Genomic DNA, 24063 nt, shown 5'->3' on the forward strand with positions numbered 1-24063 from the left:
TTTAAAAGTTGTCAGTGGAAGTGAATACGCCGACCCGAAGGCCTTCGGCAGTATAGATCTCGCGACCGTCGACGCTCACCGAACCATCGGCGATGGCCAGGTTCAGCTTGCCCTTGAGGACGCGCTTGATTTGAATGTTGTAGGTGACTTTTTTGGCGGTCGGCAGGACCTGGCCAAAGAACTTCACTTCGCCCGAACCCAGGGCGCGACCGCGGCCGGGCAGGCCCTGCCAGCCGAGGAAGAAGCCGACCAGTTGCCACATGGCGTCGAGGCCCAGGCAGCCCGGCATCACAGGGTCGCCTTCGAAATGGCAGGCGAAGAACCACAGGTCCGGATTGATATCCAGCTCGGCGACCAATTCACCTTTGCCGTACTTGCCACCCTCTTCGCTGATATGGGTGATGCGATCCACCATCAGCATGTTCGGGGCGGGCAGTTGCGCGTTACCTGGGCCGAACAGCTCACCGCGACTGCAGCGCAGCAGGTCTTCCCGGGTAAAGGCGTTTTGTTTGGTCATGCGAGCTCCTCAATAATCCCATGCGGCAGGGTAGGGCAAATCTTCCCGAACCGAATGAAGCGTTCATGCCTCATGTCGGCAGCCTACTCATAGACTATTGCGTTGTAGTGAAAGTCACAGCGTCAAGGCACTGAATGTACACTTGTTCACTGAAATTTTAAACCGGGCCTGTCTGTCGACCCGTTTGGGTGCCTAAGACTGCCGCACTTTCGCCTTTCACGCCAGTCACAGTTGGCATAATGGCCCGGAGCTATTGCACCCAGCGCTGCAGGATTTGCTGCAAATCGGTACGTTTGAACGGCTTGGCCAGGTAATCGTTCATTCCCGCTGCCAGGCAAGCTTCCCGGTCGCCCTGCAAGGCGTTGGCGGTCAGCGCGATGATCGGCAGGTCGGCGCATCCCGGCAGCTGGCGAATCTGTCGCGTGGCCTCGTAGCCATCGATCAGGGGCAGTCGGCAATCCATCAGGATTGCCGTAAAGATCAGGCTCTCGGCGCTGCGGATCGCTTCGGCGCCGTCGGTGGCCAGGCTCACTTCAAACCCCAGGCTGCGCAGCATGGCCTCGACCACCGTACGGTTGACCGGGTTGTCTTCCACCAACAACACATGGCGGCCATCCCCCGCGCCGGTTTTGCCGCCAGCGTCGGCGGCGACTGCCGGAAGGCTGTGCTGGTCGATGGCCAGCGGGATTTCCAGGGTAAACACCGAACCAAGACCTTCTTCGCTCTCGGCGCGCAGGGTGCCGCCCATGCGCTCGGCCAGGGTGCGTGCGATGGGCAGGCCCAGGCCGGTGCCGCCGTAACGTCTTGAAATGGAACTGTCGGCTTGCTGGAACGCATCGAACATCCGCTCCAGGCGCTCAGTGGAAATACCGATACCGCTGTCGCGCACGATGCAGGTGAACCACACCAGCTCATGGTCAAGGGGCTGCCAATCAGACTCGACGCTGACCGTGCCGTGCTCGGTGAATTTGAGCGCGTTGCCGATCAGGTTCACCAGGATCTGTCGGATACGCGTCGGATCGCCCTGAACCTTTAGCGCTTCCAAGCCCTGCGCAACTCCCAGCGTGAGCGTCAGCCCGCGCTGCTGGGCGCTGTGCTGGAACGCCTGGGCGCAGCTGTTGATCAGGTCGGCCAGGTTGAACGGAATATGTTCCAGTTGCAGGGCTGCGCGTTCGATGCGCGAGAAGTCGAGGATGTCGTTGATCACCTTGAGCAAATGCTCGGTGGACTCGGAGGCCAGGGCCGCATATTCGGTCTGCTCCTCGGTCATCTCGGTGGTTTCGAGCAACTGCAACATGCCCAGCACGCCGTTCATCGGGGTGCGCAGTTCATGGCTCATCATGGCCAGGAAGTCCGACTTGGCGTTGTTGGCGCGCTCGGCCTCTTCGCGGGTCTGGATCAACTGGGCCATGGCCTGCTGCTGTTCGCGGCTGGCCTGGTTGAGGCCTTCGGCAAGGTTGTTGATATGCCGCGACAGGTCGCCCAGCTCCGAGTCATCCACGATCGGCAGCGCCGTTTTGTATTCGCCTTTCTGGATGGCCTTGACCGCGTGGCCCATGGCGCTGATCGGTTGCGACAGGCTGGCCGCCAGGCGTCGGGCCAGCAGGAAGGTAAACAACAGGGCGAACAACGCGAGGATCCCGGCCTTGAACAGGATCTCCTGCTGGCGTTGGCTGAACGCGTCATTGGACATGCCGACGATCACCCTGCCCAGATAGTCGGCACGCGGTGCCTTGGGTTCGCTGAGGTTGTCCTGGAAAAAGTCATTACCCAGCTGGATATGCTGCAGGCGAATCGGCGCCTGGAACACCTTCACCGACAATGAACGGTCGTGTTTGTCCGACGGCTGTTCGACGTAGACCAGTATGTTTTCGGTGCTGTCCTGGATCTCCAGGAAACGCACATGGGGCGTGGCCAGGGTGGCGCGCAGCAGGCTTTCGAGCACATCGTTGTTGCCGGAGATCACCCCGTATTCGGTGGCGGGTGCCAGTTGGTTGGCGATCAGTTGGCCGGTGTGGTCCAGTTCCTGGCGCAGGTCCTGGATACGCACGAAGGTAAAGAAGCTGATCAACAGCAACGTCAGCAGCAGTGCCGGGCCCAGGGTGATGAGCTGGGTGCGGGTGTTGATGTCCCAACGACGACGCAAGGTCATGGGCGTTTTTCTCCTTCGGCCAGGCGGGCGGCGACGCTGGTTTCGTCGACCTGTTCGATGCCCAGTGAGCGCGCGACCTGCGGGTTGCCCACGACTTTGAAGTGTTCCGGGTACAGCGCGCGCGGCCAGGTGGCCGGGGGTTGGTCCAGCAAGCGGTCAAGCACCGCCAGCCAGTCGGCCTGGTCGCTGTAGGTGCTGGCGAGGCTGCCGGCCTTGACGAAGCCGGCGTTGGGGCCCACCAGCGGCAGTTGCTGGGCGTAGCTGCTCAGTAACAGGTTTTTCGCGGTTTTCGGGTTGTACAGCTGCGCGTCGTCGAGACCGAGCAGCACGTCACTGTTCCTGAACAGATTCTGCAACGGGCGGCTGTCGTTGGTGTTGTCCCAGCGCTGCGGCACGATTTCCAGCTCCAGCGCCGCTGCGTGCCGGCGCAACTCCGGCAGCAGGAATTCACTCTCGGTGCCGTAGAGCACGCCGATGCGTCGTGCCTGCGGCAGGATGCTGGCGATCAGGTGCAATTGCCGCGCAAGCGGCGGGTCGCTCCATAACAGGCTGACCTGTGCATGCGGCGCGCTGCCCAGGTGTTGATGGCCTTGCAGCCGGCTGATGCGCATGACCAGGGTGGGCGGGCCCTGGGTCTCTTGCAGGCGCCAGTCCAGGCCCGGCAAGTCCAGCAGGATCAGGCGTGTAGTGGCCGGCAGTCGGCTGGGTGTCGGCAGGTTTTTGAGGGGCGTGAAGGTGACGCGGTCTTCGGGACGTTGATTGGCCAGGGCCTGGGTAAACGCTCGCACCCCCTCACCGTCTTCGGCGGCGGTCAGCAGGATGTCGGCGCTCCACGCAGGCGCGATCAGCAGCAGGCCGGCCAGCAGCACACTGCAGCGCCAAAGCCGATAGATAAAGAAGACGGTCATCCGTGACGAGGCGCCCATGTCAGAACTCTAACTCCGCGCTGAAGTAGAGCACATGGCGATGGTCGTAGTTGTTATCCGCCCAGGTGGTGGGCTGGTCATCCAGGCGTTGTTGCAGCATGCCGGCCAGTTCCACATTGGCTTTGCCCAGGGCGATACGCTTGGCCACCCGCAGGTCGACGCGTTCGAAGCGATAGTCGTTGAGCGCGTCGTCGCCATAGTAGAACAGTGCGCTGGACCAACCCTGGCCCCATTCGCGCAACCATCCGGCCGAGCCACTGTTGCGCGCCGTCTGCGCTTTGTCCAGCGGGTTGCTGGCGGTGGCGTCGACGTAAGCGTAGGTCAGGCGCAGGCGGTCGGTGTTGCTCACGCGCCAGTCCGCTTGCGATTCGACGCCGGTAAACCGCGAACTGTTGGCGTTGCTGGCGATGTATTGGTTGTTGCGCAGCGGTGAGCTGATCATGTCGGTGATTTCGTCGTAGAACAGTTTCACGTCCAGGTTCAGCCCGTTGTCGGCAAAGAACCCGTTGTAACCCAACTCCCGCGAGCGCATCAGTTCTTTGTCGAGGTTGCCCGGGCCGCGTGTCTTCACGAAATACTGCCCGGAATCCTGCCCATAGGTCGGCGAGCTGAGGCGGTTGACGCGGTAACTCCAGTTGACGTTGTTCTCGAACATGTCCGGCGAGCGGATCGCCTCGGAGTACACCGCGCGCAGGCCGTGGCGCGGGTTGATCAGGTAGTTGACCGCGACCCGTGGCGTCAGCGAGTTCCCGCTCAAGTGCGTGTCTTCATACATGGCGCCGCCCTGCAACAGCCAATGTTCGCTGGCGCGCCATTCCAATTGGCCGAACAGGCGCCAGGTGGTGTCGTCCAGGGTGCCGTTGAAGTAGGTGTCGGAATCGGCGCGGTCATAGCGGTAGTTCATGCCGCTGACCAGGCGCAGGCTGTCGGATAGGCTGAGAGTGTCCTGGATCTCCAGGTCATAGCGGCTTTCGCGGGTGCTTTGATCGATGTCGCCGCACACGCTCTGGTTGGCACCGTTGCGCCATTGGTCCAGCACCTGGTTGGCCAGGACCTGCTCGGCGGCGCTGCCGGGAGGCGCGGTGCCCTGGCTGTAGGTGTCCATGTGCCGCGCCAGCCGTTCGGCGTAATTGGGGTTGAGCTGCCACAACTGGGTCAGCTCGGGGCTGAACGAGACCTTGGCGTCGCAGGCTTTCCAGGTTTGCCGGCGATCCCATTGCTGGGCCGAGCCCTGGATGTACAGGCTGTGTTCGGGGTTGAAGTCGAAGTTCCAGCGCAGTGAGCCGGCGTAGTCCTTGGCAGCGACATCGGAATTGTCGCCGCCTTCGGTAATCCCGGCGAATACAGGGATGTACGTATAAGGACGTTGATTAGTGCCTTCCTTGGCGTCCAGTTGCCAGTCGATACTTTGCTGCTCGTTCAGCGCCTGGCTGACCGCCAGACTGAAGCGGCTGATACGTCGACTGTCACGCCGGTCGGCACCGGTGGCATCGCTGTCAAAGCCATCGTCCTGTTGCCCGGACAGCGACAAGCGCAAATCACCAGTTTCCCAGCCCACGCCCTGGCTGGCATAGACGTCGTTGATCCCCCGTTCACCGCGAATGACCTTGACCCGCGATCCGTGGCTGTTGGCCGGTGAGCGCGTCAGAATATTCACTACCGCCATCAGCGCATTGGCGCCGTAGCTGACGGTGTTGGGGCCACGGAAGACCTCGATGCGCTCGATATCTTCCATGGCCACCGGGATATCGCTCCAGTCCACCGTGGCCAGGCCCGCGCGATACACCGAGCGGCCATCGATCAATACCTGCATGCGCCGCGCATCGCTGGCGCTGGTGCCGTGGTAGTTCACCGCGGCCTGGTTGCCGGTGGTGTAGCCCACCATCATCCCCGGTACCAGGCGCAGCAGCTCGCTGATGTCCCGCGCGCCGCTGGCCTTGATCAATTCGCTGTCGATCACGGTCATGCTGCCGGGCACGGCGGCGGCCGATTGCTTGAGGCGCGTGGCGGTCAATACCTGGGGCAGTGGCTGGCTGTCGAGGAACAAATCGTCGGCCAGCGCGGCGCCACTGCAGAGCAGCATCAGCAACAGGGATGAACGGGGAGGAGGGCCCAGATACACGACACGGCCTTGATAATGACGGATAGCCGCCCATGTTAACCGAGGCGGGGTTATTTGCCAGTCAGCGCCCTCGCAATTAGTTCACACAGGCATGGCATTTTCCGACAGACGCACGAATTGACACAGGGGCTGGCCGCAAGCGGGCCGCTCCGTATAATGCGGCCATCGCCACTGGTATGGATTAACGGATTGCATATGACTGAACAGCGCCCTATTGCGGTCCTGGGAGGCGGAAGTTTTGGTACCGCCGTGGCTAACCTGCTGGCCGAGAACGGTCGCCCGGTACGCCAGTGGATGCGTGATCCCGAACAAGCCGAGGCCATCCGCGTGCATCGGGAAAACCCTCGTTACCTTAAAGGCATCAAGATTCATCCGGCGGTCGAGCCGGTCACCGACCTGCAAACCACCCTGACCGATTGCGACTTGTGCTTTGTCGCGCTGCCGTCCAGCGCCTTGCGGTCGGTATTGGCGCCTCACGCTGAGCGCTTGGCGGGCAAAATGCTGGTCAGCCTGACCAAGGGCATCGAGGCGCAGACCTTCAAGTTGATGAGCGAAATCCTTGAAGAGATCGCTCCCCAGGCACGCATTGGCGTGCTGTCGGGGCCTAATCTGGCGCGGGAAGTGGCCGAACACGCGCTGACCGCCACCGTGGTCGCCAGTGAAGACGAGGCCTTGTGCGAGCGCGTCCAGGCGGTGCTGCATGGTCGCACCTTCCGTGTATATGCCAGTGGCGATCGCTTTGGCGTCGAACTGGGCGGCGCGCTCAAGAACGTCTACGCGATCATCGCCGGCATGGCGGTGGCGTTGGGCATGGGCGAAAACACCAAGAGCATGCTGATCACCCGCGCCTTGGCGGAAATGACCCGCTTCGCGGTGAACCAGGGCGCCAATCCCATGACGTTCCTGGGGCTGGCGGGCGTGGGCGACTTGATCGTCACCTGCTCGTCGCCCAAAAGCCGCAACTATCAGGTCGGGTTCGCCCTCGGCCAAGGCTTGAGCCTGGACGATGCGGTGACGCGCCTGGGCGAGGTGGCCGAAGGGGTCAACACGCTCAAGGTGCTCAAGGCCAAAGCGCAGGAAGTCGGCGTGTACATGCCGCTGGTCGCCGGGCTGCACGCGATCCTGTTTGAAGGACGCACGCTGGACCAGGTCATCGAACTGCTGATGCGGGCCGAGCCGAAAACCGACGTCGACTTTATTTCCACCAGTGGTTTCAACTGAGGAACGCGTCATGAACGATCCGAAAGCAGCTCCCAAGTACGAGTCCATTGTGCTGCGCGTCCTCTGGATGCTGGTGTTTGCCCTGGTGTGGCAAGTGGCGCAGTTCCTTCTTGGCGCGCTGGTCGTGGTGCAATTGATCTACCGCCTGGTCTACGGTGCGCCGAACCTGGGCCTGATGAACTTTGGCGACAGCCTCAGCCAGTTCCTTGCACAGATCGGCCGCTTCGGCAGTTTCCACAGCGAGCAAAAGCCTTGGCCGTTCGCCGATTGGCCAACCCCGCGCGCGCCCGAGGGCGAAGCCGCTCACAGCGTGCCGCCGGCGCCGCATCCGGTGCGCGATGAAGAGACAAAACTGTGAAGCTGTGGATACTGCGTCACGGTGAGGCCGAAGGGCATGCCCGTACGGATGCCGAACGCAACCTCACCGAGCATGGCCGTGGCGACGTGTTACGCAGCGCGGCGCACCTGATCGGCCAGCCGCTGAGCGCCATCATTGCCAGCCCCTACGTACGGGCGCAGCAGACTGCGCAACTGGTGCGCGAAGCCCTGGGTTTTGAAGCTCAGATCCGCACCGTGCCGTGGCTGACCCCGGAAGGCAACCCAGTGCAGGTGCTGGAAAAGCTCGACACCGATGACAATGTGCTGCTGGTCAGCCATCAACCATTGGTCGGCAACCTGATCAGCTTTCTGCAGCATGGTCATCAGCGCCAACCGCAACCGATGTACACCGCCAGCCTGGCGGAGCTGGAAGGCGACTTCCCGCTGGCAGGGCTGATGAGCCTGGTGAGTGTGAAAAACCCATAATCGATGTCGCGGCTTTGTGTGTGCTATACAGTCAACCAAGCAAGTGCTTGGTTGGCTATGGTCGGACCACACAGGAGCGCGTCCCATGCCCGTCGCTGTTCGTTTGCCGTTGCAGGTTTTTTTCGAGCGAGAGGCGCGCCACCCGCGCCAGACCTTTCTGGTCCAGCCGGTGGGCGGGGGCGAGGTGCAACACTTTGGCTGGGCGGATGTCGGCCGCCAGGCCCGTTGCGCGGCGAACTGGCTGCGCGCTCAGGGGTTGCCCCAGGGCTCGCCTATTGCCCTGATCTCGAAAAACTGTGCGCACTGGATCATCGCCGACCTGGCGATCTGGATGGCCGGGCATGTCTCGGTGCCGCTTTACCCCAACCTCACCGCTGACTCGGTCGCCCATGTACTCAGGCATTGCGAGGCGGCGCTGGTGTTTGTCGGCAAGCTCGACGATTGGCCCGCCATGGCCCCAGGCGTACCTGACGGCGTGCCGACCATCAGCCTGCCATTGTGCCCGGCGGGCGCGTTCGACTTCACCTGGGCCGACCTGCAGGCTTGTTCAGCGATCCAGGACAACCCCGCGCCTGCGGCCGCCGACCTGGCAACCATCATCTATACCTCCGGCACCACCGGCCTGCCAAAAGGCGTGATGCACAGTTTCGGTGCCCTGGGTTTCGCCGCCACCCACGGCGCTGAGTTGTTTGGCCTGGGGGAGGACGACCGCTTGCTGTCGTATCTGCCGCTGTGCCACGTGGCGGAACGGATGTTCGTGGAGATGGCCTCGATCTATACCGGGCAAACCGTGTTTTTCGCCGAGAGCCTGGACACCTTCCTGACGGACTTGCGCCGGGCGCGGCCGACCGCGCTGTTTGGCGTGCCGCGCATCTGGACCAAATTCCAGATGGGGGTCTACGCCAAGATCCCGCAGAAGCGCCTCGACACCTTGCTGCGCCTGCCGTTTATCGGCAAGCGCGTGGGCCACAAGGTGCTTGTCGGCTTGGGCCTGGATGCGTTGCGTATTGCGCTGTCTGGCGCGGCGCCGGTGCCGCAAGCACTGCTGCACTGGTATTGGCGCCTGGGCCTGGACGTGCTTGAGGTGTACGGCATGACCGAGAGCTGCGGTTACTCCCACGTGTGCCGCCCTGGCGCGCAGAAAATCGGTTGGATCGGCCAGCCATGCCCGGGCGTCGAGGTGCGGATCGAACCGTCGGGTGAAGTACTGGTGCGCAGCGACGCGACCATGCTTGGCTATTTCAAAGACCCGCAAAAAACCGCTGAGACACTCACTGCCGATGGTTTCCTGCGCACGGGTGACAAAGGCGAGCAGGATGCCGACGGCCGCCTGCGCCTGACCGGACGGCTCAAGGAGATCTTCAAGACCAGCAAAGGCAAATATGTGGCCCCGGCGCCGATCGAAAATCGCCTGGCCGAACATGCGCGCATCGAACAGGTGTGCGTGGTCGGCGATGGCCTTCCCGCGCCGATCGGCTTGTGCGTGCTGTCGGCGCTGGAGCACGATCGGCAAGCATCGCGCAGTAGCCTTGAGCGCTGGCTGGAACAGGTCAACCAGACGCTGGACAAGCATGAGCGCCTGCGCCGACTGGTGGTGGTCAAAGACAGCTGGGCGGTGGAAAACGGCTTCCTCACGCCGACCCTGAAAATCCGCCGCAACGTGATCGAGTCGACCTACGGCCGATATTTTCAGGCCTGGAGCGAGCGTTCCGAGGCGGTTGTGTGGCAGGATTAGGGGCGTAATAAAATTAATAAGGACAATCGCATGAGCCTGTGGCGCACCCAACCGAATATCGAACAACTCAACGCCGTCCAGAAAAACACCATTGGTGAATTGCTGGATATTCGCTTCGAGAGCTTTGACGACGAATCCCTGACCGCGAGCATGCCGGTCGACCATCGCACCCATCAGCCCTACGGTCTGCTGCACGGTGGCGCCTCGGTGGTGCTGGCCGAGAGCCTCGGCTCCATGGCGGCCTACCTGTGCGTCGACACCAGCAAATTCTATTGCGTGGGGCTGGAAGTCAACGCCAACCACCTGCGCGGCGTGCGCAGCGGGCGGGTGACGGCAGTGGCCAGGGCGATCCATATCGGCCGCACCACCCAGGTGTGGGACATCCGCCTGACCAGCGAGGATGGCAAGGCCAGCTGTGTCTCGCGCCTGACCATGGCCGTGGTGCCTCTGGGCGAGAACCCGCCGGCGCGATAGGTGTGGCGTGAGTGTCATCATTCCTGGCAGTTACAGTCATTGCTGCATCGACCCGGCATGGTGACAATTCACTTCTGTTTTCAGTGATGGGTCCGGTATGTCGCAGCCTGTGTTTTTCGCCCACGCCAATGGCTTCCCTTCGGCCACCTACGGCAAGTTGTTTGCCGCGTTGTCGCCGCAGTACACGGTCGCCCACTTGCCGCAGCATGGCCACGACCCCAGGTTTCCGGTGGACGATAACTGGCAGAACCTGGTGGACGAGTTGATCCACCATCTACAGCAGCAGCCGGAACCGGTGTGGGGCGTGGGCCATTCCCTGGGCGGCGTTCTGCATCTGCACGCGGCCCTGCGTTGCCCGCAGTTGTATCGCGGCGTGGTGATGCTCGACTCGCCGGTGCTGACCCGTGCCGACCGCTGGGTGATCCGCGCTGCCAAGCGCCTGGGCTTCATCGACCGCCTGACGCCGGCCGGGCGCACCCTGGGCCGTCGGGAAGAATTCAGCGACCTGGACGCTGCGCGCAGCTACTTTGCCGGCAAGACCCTGTTTCGTGGTTTCGACCCGGACTGTTTCGAAGCCTACCTGCAACATGGCTTGTACCAGGCGGGCGACCGTCTGCGTTTGCGCTTCGATCCGGCCACCGAAATCAGTATCTACCGAGGCGTGCCCCATACCAGCCCCGGCCAGGTGCGCCAGCTGAAGGTGCCGCTGGCGGTGGTGCGCGGTCGCCAGAGCCGGGTGGTGATGCGTCACCATGCCAGCGGCGTCGTCCGTCTGCCCATGGGGGAAATGCTCACCATGCCCGGCGGGCATATGTTCCCGCTTGAACGCCCCCAGGACACTGCGGCCTTGATCAAGAACCTGTTCGCCCGCTGGCAGGCCCGCGAGCGCAGTTGCGCATGAGCACGCCGGTCGAAGAAGTCCGCCTGAGCCTGGCGCATATCGAATTGGCCGCCCACCTGTTCGGCCCTGAAGACGGCTTGCCGGTGATCGCCCTGCATGGTTGGCTGGACAACGCCAACAGCTTTGCGCGCCTGGCGCCGAAACTGCAGGGATTGCGCATCGTCGCGCTGGACATGGCCGGGCATGGGCATTCGGCGCATCGGCCTGCGGGTGCCGGGTACGCCTTGTGGGATTACGTCTTTGACGTGCTGCAAGTGGCCGAGCAACTGGGCTGGAAACGTTTTGCATTACTTGGCCACTCCCTCGGTGCCATCGTGTCCTTGGTGTTGGCGGGGGCATTACCGGAACGCGTGACGCACCTGGGTTTGATCGACGGCGTCATCCCGCCCACTGCCAGTGGTGACAACGCTGCCGAGCGGCTGGGCATGGCCTTGCAGGCGCAATTGAACCTGCGGGACAAGCGCAAGCCGGTCTACAGCACCCTGGATCGTGCGGTCGAAGCGCGCATGAAAGGCTTGGTGGCGGTCAGCCGCGAAGCCGCCGAACTGCTGGCCCAGCGCGGTTTGATGCCGGTGGCGGGTGGTTACACCTGGCGTACCGACAGCCGCTTGACCCTGGCGTCGCCGATGCGTCTGACCGATGAACAAGCCATGGCCTTCGTGCGACGAGTGGGTTGCCCTACGCAGTTGGTGGTGGCTGCCGACGGGATGCTGGCGAAACATCCCGAATTGCTTTCTCAGCTACCCTTTACCGTGACGACTCTGCCGGGTGGCCATCATTTGCACCTGAACGACGAGCCTGGCGCGATCCTTGTTGCAGACTGTTTCAATCGGTTCTTCTCCGCGCCTTGACTTGGCGCGGTCAACTGCCGAGGCTGGGCGGATTGAAAGGGAGTCAACCATGAACGATCTCAACACCGCTGCGACCTCCGATGGCCAAGGCGCGTTGATCTTATGAGCGTGCGTAACGGATGTATCCGTGTCCTCGGGCTGAGCCTTCTCAGCCCTCTGGTGTTTGCCGCCGATGTACCCGGTAGCCAGGACCTGCCCACCGTGGCCCGTCAGGTCGATGCGCAAATCGTCGATTACCGCCCCGCTGAAGAAAAAGAACGCATCTACCCCATGGGCGCGATTCGCAAGATCAGCGGCCAGTTGCGTTATGAAGGCCAGGCCACCGCGCGCGGCCAGACCACCGCAATCACCTACGAGATGCCCGCCGAACACAGCTCGAGCGCGGCGTTCACCGCCACCCGCGAGGCGTTGCAGGCCAACGGCGCGCAATTGTTGTTCTGGTGCAAGGCCCGCGATTGCGGCGAGAGCAGCTTGTGGGCCAACGAAGTGTTCGGCAACGCCAAGCTGGTCGGTGCCGATGGACAGCAGGAATACCTGCTGCTGCGCCTGGCCGAGCCACAGGCCAATTCCCTGATCGCTCTGTATGGCATTACACGCGGTAACCGACGCGCCTACCTGCATGTTGAACAAATGGACGCCAGTGCGCCGCTGGGCGATCTGCTGCCCACCTCGGCGACCCTGTTGCGCGAGTTGAAAAGCACCGGTGAACTGGACTTCCCGGCACTGGGCGCCGAGCCTGACGTCACCTGGCTCACCTTGATTTCACGTGGCTTGAACCTCGACACCACATTACGCGTCAGCCTGACCGGGCCGAACGCCGAAGCCTGGCGCCAGGCCCTGGTCGACAACGGCGTACGCGCCGCGCGACTGGAAACCGGCACCGGTGAAAGCAAAGGCCTGCACCTGCATCTGATACGCTGACGATCCCAGGCGAACGGACCCGCGCCGTTCGCCTAAGCTTTCTTCCTACGGACTTCTTCTCGAGAGACCCCATGCTCAATAACGATCGCCTGCTGGTGCAAATCCTGCTGCTGGTGCTGTTTGGTGCCAGCTTCTGGGTGATGGCGCCGTTCTGGTCGGCGCTGTTCTGGGGCGCTGTCCTTGCGTTTGCCAGCTGGCCGCTGATGGTGCTGCTGACGCGCTGGCTGGGCGGTCGTGAATCGTTGGCGGCCGGCATCCTGACCCTGGGCTGGATGTTGCTGGTGGCAGTGCCGCTGGTGTGGCTGGGGTTCAATCTGGCGGACCATGTGCGCGACGCCGTGGCATTGATCAAGGATATTCAGGTCGACGGCCTGCCCGAGGCGCCAACCTGGCTGGGGTCGATCCCGTTTGTGGGGGAGCGCCTGGTCGGCATGTGGAACAGCATCGACCAGCAGGGCGCGGCGCTGATGGTCAGTATCAAGCCGTACCTGGGGCAGGTGGGCAACTGGTTGCTGGCGCGCAGTGCGCAGATCGGCGGCGGCATCCTTGAGCTGACCCTGAGCCTGGTATTCGTGTTCTTTTTCTATCGCGATGGCCCACGCTTGGCGATGTTTGTGCACCGGCTGTTGGAGCGCCTGATCGGTGACCGCGCCGGTTACTACATCGAACTGGTGGCCGGTACGGTGCAACGGGTGGTCAACGGCGTGATCGGCACCGCTGCCGCCCAAGCGGTGCTGGCGCTGATCGGCTTCCTGATCGCCGGTGTGCCGGGCGCGCTGGTGCTGGGGATCGTTACCTTCCTGCTCAGCCTGATTCCCATGGGGCCGCCGCTGGTGTGGATCCCGGCCACGGCCTGGCTGGCATGGAAGGGCGATTACACCTATGCCGTGTTCCTGGGCGTGTGGGGCACTTTCATCATCAGTGGCGTGGACAACGTGCTCAAGCCGTACCTGATCAGCCGTGGCGGCAACCTGCCACTGGTGATCGTGTTGCTCGGGGTGTTCGGCGGTTTGATCGCCTTTGGCTTTATCGGCTTGTTTATCGGCCCGACTCTGCTGGCGGTGGCGTACAGCCTGCTGATGGATTGGAGCGCGACCCACGCGCCGAGGCGCCCCGAAGACAAGCCTCTTTAAGCCCTGGGCAACCACATCACCGCGGTCAAGCCGCCGCCCGGTGTCTCTTCCAGGCGCAGGCGGCCACCGAGACGTTCCACTGCGTCTTTGGAAATGGTCATGCCCAGGCCGACGCCGCCGGAATTTCGGTTGCGCGAACCTTCAAGCCGATAGAACGGCTCGAACACGGCCTCGCGCTTGTCGGCGGCAATCCCGGGACCCTGGTCGATAACGCGGATTACCAGGGCCTCGCGGCTGTCGGTCAACTCGATACGCGCCGTGCCGGCATAGCGCAGGGCGTTGTCGATCAGGTTGTTCAGGCACGACCGCAGCGCCATGGGCTGCACTTGCAGTGGGGCGCAAGTGCCGGCGAATTGCACGTCCGAGCCTTGGTCCTGCGCGTTTTCGCTCATGGACTCCACCAGCGCCTGCACGTCCAGCCACTGCAGGGTTTCGCTGGTGCGTTGTTCGTGCAGGTAGCTCAGGGTGGCGTCGAGCATGTCGATCATGTCATCCAGGTCCTGGCGCATCTGGCCCTGCAATCGCGGGTCTTCGATCTGTTCCAGGCGCAGCTTGAGGCGTGACAGCGGGGTACGCAGGTCGTGTGAGACGGCACCGAGCATGCGCGCGCGCTGGCTGACTTGTTCACGTATCCGGCGTTGCATCAGGTTGAAGGTCGATGCGGCCTGGCGCGCCTCTCGGGGTCCTGACTCGTCAAGGGGCGGGCTGTCGAGGTCCAGGCTCAGGCGCTCGGCGGCTTCACTCAGGCGCTGTATCGGCCGGCTGAGCAACTTGGCACCGTACCAGGCGGCGATGATCAGCGAAATGAACTGGAACGTCAGCGGTACCACCGGCCCGCCAAACCAGGGACGGCGATGCTCCTTGTGCTGCGCCACCCACGTGCCGTCCGCCTGCTCCACAAAAGTCTCCTGCGGTGGCGGCGGTGGGGGCCCGTAATGGTGAAACCAGAAGAACGCCAACACATGGGCCAGCACAATCGCCACCAGCAACACGCCGAACAACCGACCGAACAGTGTGTTGAAGGGAGCACGCATCAACCGATATCCCGTGCGTCGAACAAGTAGCCTTCGCCGCGCACGGTCTTGATCAACTGCGGTGCCTTGGGGTCATCCCCGAGTTTCTGGCGCAGGCGCGAGACGAGCAGGTCGATGCTGCGATCGAACGCTTCGATGGAACGCCCACGGGCCGCATCCAGCAATTGCTCGCGGCTCAGCACCCGGCGCGGACGTTCGATAAACACCCACAGCAGGCGGAACTCGGCGTTGGACAGCGGCACCACCAGGCCATTGTCGGCCACCAGCTGGCGCAGCACGCTGTTGAGGCGCCAATTATCGAAGCGGATGTTGGCGCGTTGCTCGGTGCGGTCATCGCGCACGCGGCGCAGGATCGTCTGGATACGCGCCACCAGCTCGCGCGGCTCGAACGGCTTGGACATGTAGTCATCGGCGCCCAGCTCCAGGCCGATGATGCGGTCGGTGGGCTCGCAGCGGGCGGTGAGCATCAGGATCGGAATATCCGACTCCGAGCGCAGCCAGCGGCACAGTGACAGCCCGTCCTCGCCCGGCAGCATCAGGTCGAGCACCACCACATCAAAGGCTTCGGCGTGCATGGCCAGGCGCATCGCCGCGCCGTCGGTAACGCCGATGGCAAGGATATTGAAGCGGGCCAGGTAGTCGATAAGTAGTTCGCGGATCGGCACGTCGTCATCGACGATCAGCGCGCGAGTGTTCCAGCGCTTGTCATCGGTGATCACCGCGCCTTTTTGTGCGTCGTTCACTGGGGCCAAAGGGGTATGCATAGTGCGATCATCTGCCTGGTCGTTGCGGTCAGCATAGGCGCCCAGCCCCATGGCTGGAAGTGCTGGTCGGTGGGTCGTGCGAGCGAGGCTAGCGGCGGGGCATGTTGGGGGCATGTCGTGAATGTATCGGCTTTGACATAATTTCAAAAAATACCCGCCTGACAGCGGTTGGTCAGTATTTACCGATCATCGGATCCCGCAACGGCACCGCTTGCGCTACAATCCGCGCCGATTTCGACTTGCCTGAGAGCCCATGCCAATGACCGTCTGCCAGACGCCTATCATCGTCGCCCTGGATTACCCCACCCGTGACGCCGCACTGAAGCTGGCTGACCAGTTGGACCCCGCGCTGTGCCGGGTCAAGGTCGGCAAGGAACTGTTCACCAGTTGCGCTGCGGAAATCGTCGGCACCTTGCGTGACAAGGGCTTCGAGGTGTTCCTCGACCTCAAGTTCCACGATATCCCCAACACCACGGCCATGGCGGTCAAGGCTGCCGCTGAAATGGGCGTGTGGATGGTCAATGTGCACTGCTCCGGCGGCCTGCGCATGATGAGCGCGTGCCGTGAAGTGCTGGAACAGCGCAGTGGCCCTAAACCTTTGTTGATCGGTGTGACCGTGCTGACCAGCATGGAGCGCGAAGACCTGGCCGCTATCGGCCTGGACATCGAGCCCCAGGAGCAGGTCTTGCGCCTGGCCGCCCTGGCACAGAAAGCCGGCCTCGATGGCCTGGTGTGCTCGGCCCTGGAAGCCCAGGCGCTGAAGACCGCTCACCCGTCGCTGCAATTGGTCACTCCGGGGATCCGCCCGGCGGGCAGCGCCCAGGATGACCAGCGCCGCATCCTGACCCCGCGCCAAGCACTGGACGCGGGTTCCGACTACCTGGTGATCGGCCGTCCGATCAGCCAGGCGGCCGATCCGGCCAAGGCGTTGGCGGCGGTAGTGGCCGAGATCGCCTGACCTTGACGCATACGCGGTAAAAAAACAGGGGAGCGAGCCAAGTCCGCTCCCCTATTGAGGGGTTCCAGGGTGGTTCAGTTGACCTTGAGCACCAACTTGCCGAAGTTTTCGCCGTTGAACAGCTTCATCAGCGTTTCCGGGAAGGTCTCCAGCCCCGCTACGATATCTTCCTTGCTCTTGAGCTTGCCCTGCGCCATCCAGCCGGCCATTTCCTGTCCGGCGGCGGCAAAGTTGGCCGCATGATCCATCACCACAAAGCCTTCCATCCGCGCGCGATTGACCAGCAGTGACAAGTAGTTGGACGGGCCTTTCACCGCTTCTTTGTTGTTGTATTGGCTGATGGCGCCGCAAATCACCACCCGTGCCCTCAACGCCAGGCGGCTGAGTACGGCGTCGAGGATGTCGCCACCAACGTTGTCGAAATACACATCCACGCCCTTGGGGCATTCGCGCTTGAGCGCGGCGGGTACGTCTTCGTTTTTGTAGTCGATGGCGGCGTCGAAGCCCAGTTCATCGACCAGGAACTTGCATTTGTCGGCACCGCCGGCAATGCCAATCACACGGCAGCCCTTGAGCTTGGCGATCTGCCCGGCAATGCTGCCCACGGCCCCGGCCGCGCCGGAGATCACCACGGTCTCACCGGGCTTGGGCGCGCCGGTATCCAGCAGGGCGAAGTAGGCGGTCATGCCGGTCATGCCCAATGCGGAGAGGTAGCGGGGCAGCGGTGCCAGTTTTGGATCAACCTTGTAGAACCCGCGCGGCTCGCCGACGAAGTAGTCCTGCACGCCCAGCGCACCGTTTATGTAGTCCCCGACGGCGAAGTTCGGATGGTTCGAAGCAATCACTTTTCCCACGCCCAACGCGCGCATCACTTCGCCGATACCGACGGGAGGTATGTAGGACTTACCTTCATTCATCCAGCCGCGCATGGCCGGGTCGAGCGACAGGTATTCATTGTGCACCAGCACTTGCCCGTCCTGCGGCGTGCCCACCGGCACTTCCTGGTACGTGAAGGTGTCCCGCGTGGCCGCGCCGACCGGGCGTTTGGCGAGCAGGAATTGACGATTGGTCTGGGCAGTCATGGCAGAGACTCTTTGGAAATGAACCTTGAGTGATAGACCTTTGAGGGCTTGGGAGCAAGGCCAGTGCAGGGGGCGAATGCCCATCGATAGGCGCCATTGATACAGCGCCGTGGGGTGTTATCACTACGGCTCATGCAGCGCTAACCGTGGTTCTGATAGTGCTGACGCGCAATTCCCGGCGTTGGCTAGACTCGGCCAACGGCTATTTCCCCTATAGGATACCCCTCCATGAGCATGACGTTTTCCGGCCAGGTCGCCCTGGTGACCGGCGCCGCCGCCGGTATTGGCCGCGCCACCGCGCTGGCGTTCGCCGCTGAAGGTTTGAAAGTAGTGGTCGCCGACCTGGATGTGGCCGGCGGGGAGGGCACCGTTGGGTTGATCCGGCAAGCGGGCGGCGAAGCGCTGTTCGTGCGCTGTGATGTCACCCGGGAGGCGCAGGTGCAGCAATTGATGGCACAGACCATTGCCGCCTATGGGCGCCTGGATTACGCGTTCAATAACGCCGGTATCGAGATCGAGAAAGGCAAGTTGGCGGACGGTAGCCTGGATGAGTTCGACGCGATCATGGGGGTCAACGTCAAGGGCGTGTGGCTGTGCATGAAGTACCAGTTGCCGCTGCTGTTGGCCCAGGGCGGCGGCGCCATCGTCAACACCGCCTCGGTGGCCGGCTTGGGCGCCGCGCCGAAGATGAGTATTTACGCGGCCTCCAAGCATGCCGTGATCGGCCTGACCAAGTCGGCGGCTATCGAATATGCGAAAAAGAAAATACGTGTCAACGCCGTCTGCCCGGCAGTGATCGATACGGACATGTTCCGCCGTGCCTATGAAGCCGATCCACGCAAGGCCGACTTCGCTGCCGTCATGCACCCGGTGGGGCGTATTGGCACCGTCGAGGAAATCGCCAGTGCGGTGCTGTACCTGTGCAGCGACGGAGCCGCGTTCACCACTGGCCACGCCTTGGCGGTGGACGGCGGCGCGACGGCTATCTAGGACCTTGCCCCGTCGCGTATTCGAAAACATAAGGGGGGCGTGTGGGGCTTTTCCAGAGCTGGCAAAACGCCGTGATCGAATTGTATCAGTAGGTAAATAATTCAATTAAATCAACGATTTAATGGATTTTTGCGACCGGTTGTGGCGCGCTTCTGTGCTTAACTCTTCGGGTTGAAATCAGACAGTGAGTGGCTCATGGATTTAGGGATCGATCGACAAGCCCTTGTACCGGTGGTGCAGCAAATCGTCAGTGCCGTGGCGCAGTGGATTCGCGAGAACGGGGTGAGTCCAGGCACACGCTTGCCGTCCATTCGCCAGTTGGCGCTGGATAACCTGCTCAGCCAGTCCAGCGTGATCGAAGCCTTCGAACGGATGGTTGCCCAAGGCCTGCTGGCGCCCAGGCAAGGCGCGGGTTTTGTCGTGGCCCATCCGCCTGCTGCCTATGAAGGTCACTGGTACGAAGGTGCGGAGCAGGTATGGGGGGCCTTTGTCGATAACCCTCTGGGTGAGCTGAAGCTGGGCTGTGGCTGGTTGCCGGATGCCTGGCGCGAAAGCGATGACCTCAGCTACGCGATTCGTGAGGTCTCCCGTACCGACACCGCCGGCCTGTTCAACTACAGCACCCCACTTGGGTTGCCGGCACTGCGCGAGCAATTGCTCAAGCGCTTGACCCGCAATCACATCGCCAGCAGCCTGGATCGGATCCTCACCACCGCTGGCGCCAGCCATGCCCAGGACCTGTTGATCCGTACGTTGCTTAAGCCTGGCGACAGCGTGGTAGTCGAGACTCCGGGGTACGGCAACCTCTATCGCCAATTGGCGTTCCAGGGGGTTCGTTTACTGGAGGTGCCGCGCACGCGCAGTGGCCCGGATATCTCGGCACTGGAAGCGCTGCTGCACACGCACCATCCCAAATGCCTGTTCACTCAAAGCCTGTATCACAACCCCACCGGCACCAGCCTGTGCCGAGCGGTGGCCGAGCGCTTGCTGGAGCTGGCGCACCGCGAGAACTTCCTGATCATCGAGGAAGATGTCTACGCCGATCTGCAACATGCCAGTTGCACGCGGCTGTCGGCGTTGCCTCATGCGGATCGGGTGATCTACGTCGCGAGTTTTTCCAAGACACTGAGCAGTGCGTTACGCGTGGGCTACCTTTGCGCAAGCACGGCGATCATCACCCAATTGGTCAGTCTCAAGACCTTGACCGGCTTCGGGACCTCGCGGTTTGCCGAAGCGGTGGTCGCCGTGTTGCTGGCCAACGGGACTTATCGCAAGTGGGTACAGCGCCTGCGCAAGCGCCTGAGCGCCGAAATGACCGCCACGCTGCAGGTACTGGAGGACGAAGAATGGGAGGTCTTCGCGGTCCCCGCCGGTGGGATGTTTGTGTGGGCACGGCCCGCGGCGGGACAGCAATCGCGCTTGCAGGCGTGTGCGCGGCGGTTGGGTGTATTGTTATCGCCTGGCGCGTTATTCAGCCCGACCGGCGAAACCAGTGAGTGGCTGCGCATCAATGTGGCCTATGCTGGTGATCAACGGGCCTTGGCGTTGTTCCGGGCCATGGGGCCCGCCAGATCGACCTCGACCTTTCTGAAAACGACGAGCGTGTAGCTTTTTGCCATTATTGTGGCGCCAATGGCTTGTGCTCATGGCCTGGTCGTTGCGAATCTCTCTGCTTGTCTATCGGGCTTGATGGCATCCGCCATTGCAAGAGGATCAAGTGCAATGATTTCGGGCGTGCAACGACGTTTCGCCAACCTGGGTATGGCGATAAAACTGGGCTTGGGCTTTGCCTTGGTGCTGCTGCTGACCGCGCTGGTAGCGGCCATTGGCGTGTGGTCCCTGCAAACCGTTGGTCAGCGCTTCGAAGGCCTCAAGGCCATGTCGTCGCTCAACAGTGGCCTGCTCAAGGTGCGACTGATCGAGCAGGACTACGCATTGCACGCCGACCCCAAGGCCGTCGACGCGCTGCATGAAAGCGTTGCTGCCCTGGCGGCCCTGGCGGCGAGCCTCAAGGCGCAGTCCGCCGCCAACGTGCCGGTCATGACGGATGTCGAGTCGGCCCTGACCGCCTACCGCAAGGCGTTCGATGAGTTTGTCGAGCTGACTCAGACCAAGGACCTGGCGCTGGAAATGGCCAGTTGGTCAGTGTCCAGTGTGGCCAATAACCTCGATGTGTTGCAGGCCGGCCTGTCGGACGACGGTACTTATGGCCTCAAGGAAAGCCAGGGCAAGGAGGGCGCCGAGTTTATCGAACAGTCCGGGCAGATCAGCCAAGTGTCGCGCTTGATGCTGCAAGCCATGAACGAAGCGCATGTACGCCTGGACCAGAGTCGCAAGGTCGATGCGGACGACGCCGAGCAAGGCAAGATCGAACAGGCCGACCAGGCCCTGGCTCAGGTCGAGCAACTGAAAATCGCGGTCAAGGATCCTGGCTACCAGACGGTGCTCAACGAAGTCTCAGGGCACATCGCCGCCTTCACCGAGAAGCTCGGTGAGTACACTGGCCTGCTGGCACAGGAGAAGGTGGTCTACAAACAATTGCATGACCGTGCGGCCGAGGTGGTCAGCCGGGTCAACCAGGCATATGACGCAGAAGACCAGTCGATGCAGGCGCAATTGAAGAAAAGCACGTTGTTGATCATCGGCTCGTCAGCGCTGGCATTGTTGGTGGGGTTGATTGCGGCCTGGGTGATCACGCGCTTGATCGTCGCCCCGTTGCGCCGCGTGATCGCGGTAGCGCAACAGATTGCCGCCGGCGACTTGACCGGCAGGATGGAGGTCAGCCGCCGTGATGAAATCGGCCAGTTGATGCAGGCGATGCAACAGATGGGCAACGGTTTGAGCCAGATGGTCAGCGGGTTGCAGGCGGGGATCGAGCAATTGGCCAGTTCGGCGCATTCGCTGTCCAGTGTCACCGAGCAAACCAACGTCGAGGTCAGCAGCCAGAAGGAAGAGACCGAGCAGGTGGCCACGGCAATGAATCAGATGACGGCCACTGTGCACGATGTCGCGCGCAACGCCGAAGAGGCCGCGCAAGCCGCGCAGACCGCCGATGACAAGGTTGAGAGCGGCCAGCAAGTGGTGCGCCAGAGCTTGCAGCGCATCGAGTTGTTAGCCACGTCCAGTGCCAGTGCCAGCACGAGTATCGACAGCCTGAGTGCGGAGATCCAGAACATTGGCGCGGTATTGGGCGTCATCAAAAGTGTGGCGGAGCAGACCAACTTGCTGGCGTTGAACGCCGCGATCGAAGCGGCCCGTGCGGGCGAGCAGGGGCGTGGCTTTGCCGTGGTGGCCGATGAGGTGCGCGCACTGGCCAAGCGCACCCAGCAATCGACCGAAGAAATCGAGCGACTGGTCAGCACTTTGCGCAGCGCCGCGCAGTCGTCGGTGCAGCAAATTCAACAGAGCGGCGAACTGGTGAAGCTGGCGGTCAGTGATGCCCTGGAAACCGAAAGCGCCTTGGGCAGCATCGCGGCGGCCGTCTCGTTGATCCAGCAGATGAACCAGCAGATCGCCGCCGCCGCCGAGGAGCAAAGCTCGGTGGCCGAGGAAATCAACCGCAGCGTCACCAGCATCCGCGCCAGTGCCGATCAATCGGCGTTGAGCATGCAAGGCAATGCCGCGTCGAGCATCGAGTTGGCGCAGTTGGGGGCCGAGCTCAAGGGCATGGTGGGGCACTTCCGCCTTTAATCGCCGCTTGAGTGCGGCGATCAACGGGGAGGGGGCTCAGGTGTTGGTGTTGTTGGCGAGGAAGGTCAGCAATGCTTCGTTGACGAAGTCCGGGTTTTCCCGAGCGCAAATGTGCCCGGCCTCGGGGATCAGAATCAACTCGCAACCGATCAGCTCGGCCATTTCCCGGGACTCCTCAGGCGGCCGGGGTTTGTCCTGCTCGCCGCACATGACTTGCGTGGTGTCCGCATCCAGGCGCGACAGCTGCGCCAATATGTCCTCGCGGCTGAAGATCAACCGGCCCAACGGCACGATGCTGTCCAACAGACGTTCGCGGGGAAATGCCTGCAGCGCCTGACGAAAATCCTGATACAACGCCGATTCGCGGTCGATACCTGGGCGAAAGAAGATCGGGGCGATCACATCCAGCAATGGCGTGGGGATGGCGCCGGCGTCTTCAATCATGTTGAACAGCGAGAAGTAGTACTGGCGCGTGGCCTCGGGCTCGGCACCCAGGTAGGTGTCCATGAGCACCAGGCTGTTGACCCGCTCAGGCGCCAGCAGCGCCAGGCGTGCGCCCCACATGCCGCCGACCGAAAGGCCTACCAGGTTGATATGTTCGATATCCAGGTGGTCCAGCAGGGCCAGGGTCTGGCGCGCCAGGTCGTCGAGGGAACGGGTCGATACAGGCAGTGGGCCTGATTCACCATGGCCCCACAACTCGGGCACGATGACGCGATATTTTTGCGACAACGCGCTGATCTGCGGCGCCCACATGTCGCGATCCCACAGGTAGCTTGAGCCAAGCAGGACGACAGGGCCGGTGCCCTGGTCGGTGTAGTGCAACGGTTGTTCATCAATCACGGCGACAGGCATAGCAGGCCTCTAACTTCACGGAGTGAGGGGCACTTTTTTACGCGAGTCGGGGGCGAGGGGATAGGGGCAAAGTAATGGCATCTTGTCTGGGGTGCGCGGGTCCGCTCACCCCAGACAGGCCACGGATGACATGATCAGTCGTAGATGGCTTTCTTTTTCCATTCGGCGTCGGCGTCGACTTCCTTCATGCCCTCGGTCAGTTCGCTGGCCTCGTCTATCGTCTGTTTGCTGTTGACCAGTACCGTGGCGTTGGCGCGGGCCAGTTGGCCTTCCAACTGCTGCAGTTGGGCGCTGTAGAGCACCGGCTCCGGCTGTTTGCGCAGGTATTGCGCGCCACGCTCGAAGGCCAGGCGCGCTTGCCCCGGCTGACCTTGCTGCAAGGCATGTTGGCCGAGGTTGTTGAAGAACTCGATGTGCAGCAGCACCAGGATATGGCGTATTTCCTTGATCCAGTGCTTGGCTTCGTTGGTCGGCAGGAAACCGTCCTGGGCGGCGCGAGTGACCTGGCCATGCAGGGCCTCGAGCAGGAAGCGTACATCCTTGGCCTTGGCTTCGGTCTGGATCGGCGCGGGTGGGTTGTTCACCGGGATGGATTCGCCCTGGGCCACCAGCGCGCTCAACTCGGTGATGCGCGCTTTGTATGTAGCATTGGTCTTGTTCAGGTTCGACAGCCGCTGGTTGACGTTGAGCTCCAGGCGGGTCAACAACAGCTTGAGCGTCGGGGTCATGAACTGGCCGGGGAAAGTCTCGGTGATTTCACCGCAGCGACGCAGGCGATCGTTAAGTTCGATTTCGGTGCGCTGCTTTTCCAGCTTGTTGTTTTCCACCACGTGGTTCATATAGCCAATGGCGATCAGTATTGCGATCCCGGCTATTACCAGCAGGGTGATCATGAGTGGTGTCACCGGTGTGACCTCTTTATAGGGTTTACAG

22 protein-coding genes and 1 pseudogene are annotated in these 24063 nt (G+C 62.4%); 14 read left to right on the plus strand and 9 right to left on the minus strand.

Translation table 11 applies throughout. From position 1 onward, the window contains the following. Window position 1: 1 nt before the first annotated feature. From fabA to PSH66_RS09515, 4 genes are all read right to left on the minus strand, one after another. Window positions 2–517, minus strand: coding sequence for a 3-hydroxyacyl-[acyl-carrier-protein] dehydratase FabA (fabA, locus tag PSH66_RS09500; RefSeq protein WP_003172830.1), 516 nt, complete (start codon window positions 515–517; stop codon window positions 2–4). 250 nt (window positions 518–767) lie between these two features. Further along, window positions 768–2669, minus strand: coding sequence for an ATP-binding protein (locus PSH66_RS09505; RefSeq protein ID WP_305428893.1), 1902 nt, complete (start codon window positions 2667–2669; stop codon window positions 768–770). Next, window positions 2666–3595, minus strand: coding sequence for an ABC transporter substrate-binding protein (locus tag PSH66_RS09510; protein ID WP_305428894.1), 930 nt, complete (start codon window positions 3593–3595; stop codon window positions 2666–2668). Before PSH66_RS09510 ends, PSH66_RS09505 begins: the two co-directional genes overlap by 4 nt. Before the next feature lies 1 nt (window position 3596). Then, a complete protein-coding gene (locus PSH66_RS09515; RefSeq protein WP_370694828.1) occupies window positions 3597–5717 on the minus strand; it encodes a TonB-dependent receptor plug domain-containing protein in 2121 nt (706 codons plus the stop codon). A 195-nt stretch (window positions 5718–5912) separates the two neighbouring features. On the opposite strand from PSH66_RS09515, the gene PSH66_RS09520 reads away from it, so the two are divergent. From PSH66_RS09520 to PSH66_RS09560, 9 genes are all read left to right on the plus strand, one after another. After that, complete coding sequence (locus PSH66_RS09520) at window positions 5913–6938, plus strand: NAD(P)H-dependent glycerol-3-phosphate dehydrogenase (RefSeq protein WP_141063709.1); 1026 nt, start codon at window positions 5913–5915, stop codon at window positions 6936–6938. A 10-nt stretch (window positions 6939–6948) separates the two neighbouring features. Further along, entirely contained in the window at window positions 6949–7296 is a 348-nt protein-coding gene (locus PSH66_RS09525) for a DUF4389 domain-containing protein (RefSeq protein WP_305428897.1), read from the plus strand. Next, the gene (gene sixA, locus PSH66_RS09530) at window positions 7293–7742 is read left to right on the plus strand and encodes a phosphohistidine phosphatase SixA (protein WP_003172840.1); all 450 of its coding nucleotides are present in this window, start codon (window positions 7293–7295) and stop codon (window positions 7740–7742) included. Before PSH66_RS09525 ends, sixA begins: the two co-directional genes overlap by 4 nt. 85 nt (window positions 7743–7827) lie before the next feature. Beyond that, window positions 7828–9477: an AMP-binding protein gene (locus PSH66_RS09535; RefSeq protein WP_305428899.1), complete on the plus strand. Its 1650-nt coding sequence runs from the start codon at window positions 7828–7830 to the stop codon at window positions 9475–9477. Between the two features lie 30 nt (window positions 9478–9507). Continuing rightward, window positions 9508–9951, plus strand: coding sequence for a hotdog fold thioesterase (locus tag PSH66_RS09540; RefSeq protein ID WP_003172843.1), 444 nt, complete (start codon window positions 9508–9510; stop codon window positions 9949–9951). Window positions 9952–10048: 97 nt separating this feature from the next. Then, window positions 10049–10852 carry an alpha/beta fold hydrolase gene (locus PSH66_RS09545; protein WP_003172844.1) on the plus strand — a complete coding sequence of 268 codons (804 nt, stop codon included), beginning with the start codon at window positions 10049–10051 and terminating at the stop codon, window positions 10850–10852. Further along, complete coding sequence (locus PSH66_RS09550; protein WP_003172845.1) at window positions 10849–11703, plus strand: alpha/beta hydrolase; 855 nt, start codon at window positions 10849–10851, stop codon at window positions 11701–11703. Before PSH66_RS09545 ends, PSH66_RS09550 begins: the two co-directional genes overlap by 4 nt. 102 nt (window positions 11704–11805) lie before the next feature. Continuing rightward, window positions 11806–12624, plus strand: a complete 819-nt coding sequence (locus tag PSH66_RS09555; RefSeq protein ID WP_305428901.1) for a DUF4892 domain-containing protein — start codon at window positions 11806–11808, stop codon at window positions 12622–12624. Between the two features lie 71 nt (window positions 12625–12695). Then, window positions 12696–13757, plus strand: coding sequence for an AI-2E family transporter (locus PSH66_RS09560; RefSeq protein WP_003172848.1), 1062 nt, complete (start codon window positions 12696–12698; stop codon window positions 13755–13757). On the opposite strand, the gene PSH66_RS09565 is transcribed toward PSH66_RS09560, so the two are convergent. Further along, the gene (locus PSH66_RS09565) at window positions 13754–14791 is read right to left on the minus strand and encodes a HAMP domain-containing sensor histidine kinase (protein WP_003172849.1); all 1038 of its coding nucleotides are present in this window, start codon (window positions 14789–14791) and stop codon (window positions 13754–13756) included. The two genes, PSH66_RS09560 and PSH66_RS09565, sit on opposite strands and share 4 nt — an antisense overlap. Next, window positions 14791–15555, minus strand: a complete 765-nt coding sequence (locus PSH66_RS09570; RefSeq protein WP_003172850.1) for a response regulator — start codon at window positions 15553–15555, stop codon at window positions 14791–14793. The genes PSH66_RS09565 and PSH66_RS09570 overlap by 1 nt, the downstream gene beginning before the upstream one ends. A gap of 259 nt (window positions 15556–15814) precedes the next feature. Here PSH66_RS09570 and pyrF point away from each other — a divergent pair, with 259 nt between their 5' ends. After that, window positions 15815–16513 carry an orotidine-5'-phosphate decarboxylase gene (gene pyrF, locus PSH66_RS09575; protein WP_003172851.1) on the plus strand — a complete coding sequence of 233 codons (699 nt, stop codon included), beginning with the start codon at window positions 15815–15817 and terminating at the stop codon, window positions 16511–16513. 74 nt (window positions 16514–16587) lie between these two features. On the opposite strand, the gene PSH66_RS09580 is transcribed toward pyrF, so the two are convergent. Further along, window positions 16588–17595 (minus strand): NADP-dependent oxidoreductase, encoded by a 1008-nt coding sequence (locus tag PSH66_RS09580; RefSeq protein WP_305428903.1) that lies wholly within the window; start codon window positions 17593–17595, stop codon window positions 16588–16590. A 228-nt stretch (window positions 17596–17823) separates the two neighbouring features. On the opposite strand from PSH66_RS09580, the gene PSH66_RS09585 reads away from it, so the two are divergent. The 4 genes and pseudogenes from PSH66_RS09585 (at window position 17824) to PSH66_RS30085 (ending at window position 22275) form a co-directional block, all read left to right on the plus strand. Further along, window positions 17824–18585 (plus strand): SDR family oxidoreductase, encoded by a 762-nt coding sequence (locus tag PSH66_RS09585; protein WP_305428904.1) that lies wholly within the window; start codon window positions 17824–17826, stop codon window positions 18583–18585. A 195-nt stretch (window positions 18586–18780) separates the two neighbouring features. Next, window positions 18781–20193, plus strand: a complete 1413-nt coding sequence (locus PSH66_RS09590; protein ID WP_305428905.1) for a PLP-dependent aminotransferase family protein — start codon at window positions 18781–18783, stop codon at window positions 20191–20193. Between the two features lie 996 nt (window positions 20194–21189). After that, a pseudogene (locus tag PSH66_RS30080) lies at window positions 21190–21369 on the plus strand (HAMP domain-containing protein); the annotation flags it as partial. A gap of 201 nt (window positions 21370–21570) precedes the next feature. Then, a complete protein-coding gene (locus PSH66_RS30085; RefSeq protein ID WP_370694844.1) occupies window positions 21571–22275 on the plus strand; it encodes a methyl-accepting chemotaxis protein in 705 nt (234 codons plus the stop codon). 36 nt (window positions 22276–22311) lie between these two features. On the opposite strand, the gene PSH66_RS09600 is transcribed toward PSH66_RS30085, so the two are convergent. Beyond that, window positions 22312–23130, minus strand: coding sequence for an alpha/beta fold hydrolase (locus PSH66_RS09600; protein ID WP_305428907.1), 819 nt, complete (start codon window positions 23128–23130; stop codon window positions 22312–22314). 134 nt (window positions 23131–23264) lie between these two features. Continuing rightward, window positions 23265–24035 carry a hypothetical protein gene (locus tag PSH66_RS09605; RefSeq protein ID WP_003172859.1) on the minus strand — a complete coding sequence of 257 codons (771 nt, stop codon included), beginning with the start codon at window positions 24033–24035 and terminating at the stop codon, window positions 23265–23267. Window positions 24036–24063: the final 28 nt, after the last annotated feature.

The organism is Pseudomonas sp. FP597 (assembly GCF_030687435.1).
Lineage (GTDB): Bacteria > Pseudomonadota > Gammaproteobacteria > Pseudomonadales > Pseudomonadaceae > Aquipseudomonas > Aquipseudomonas lactucae.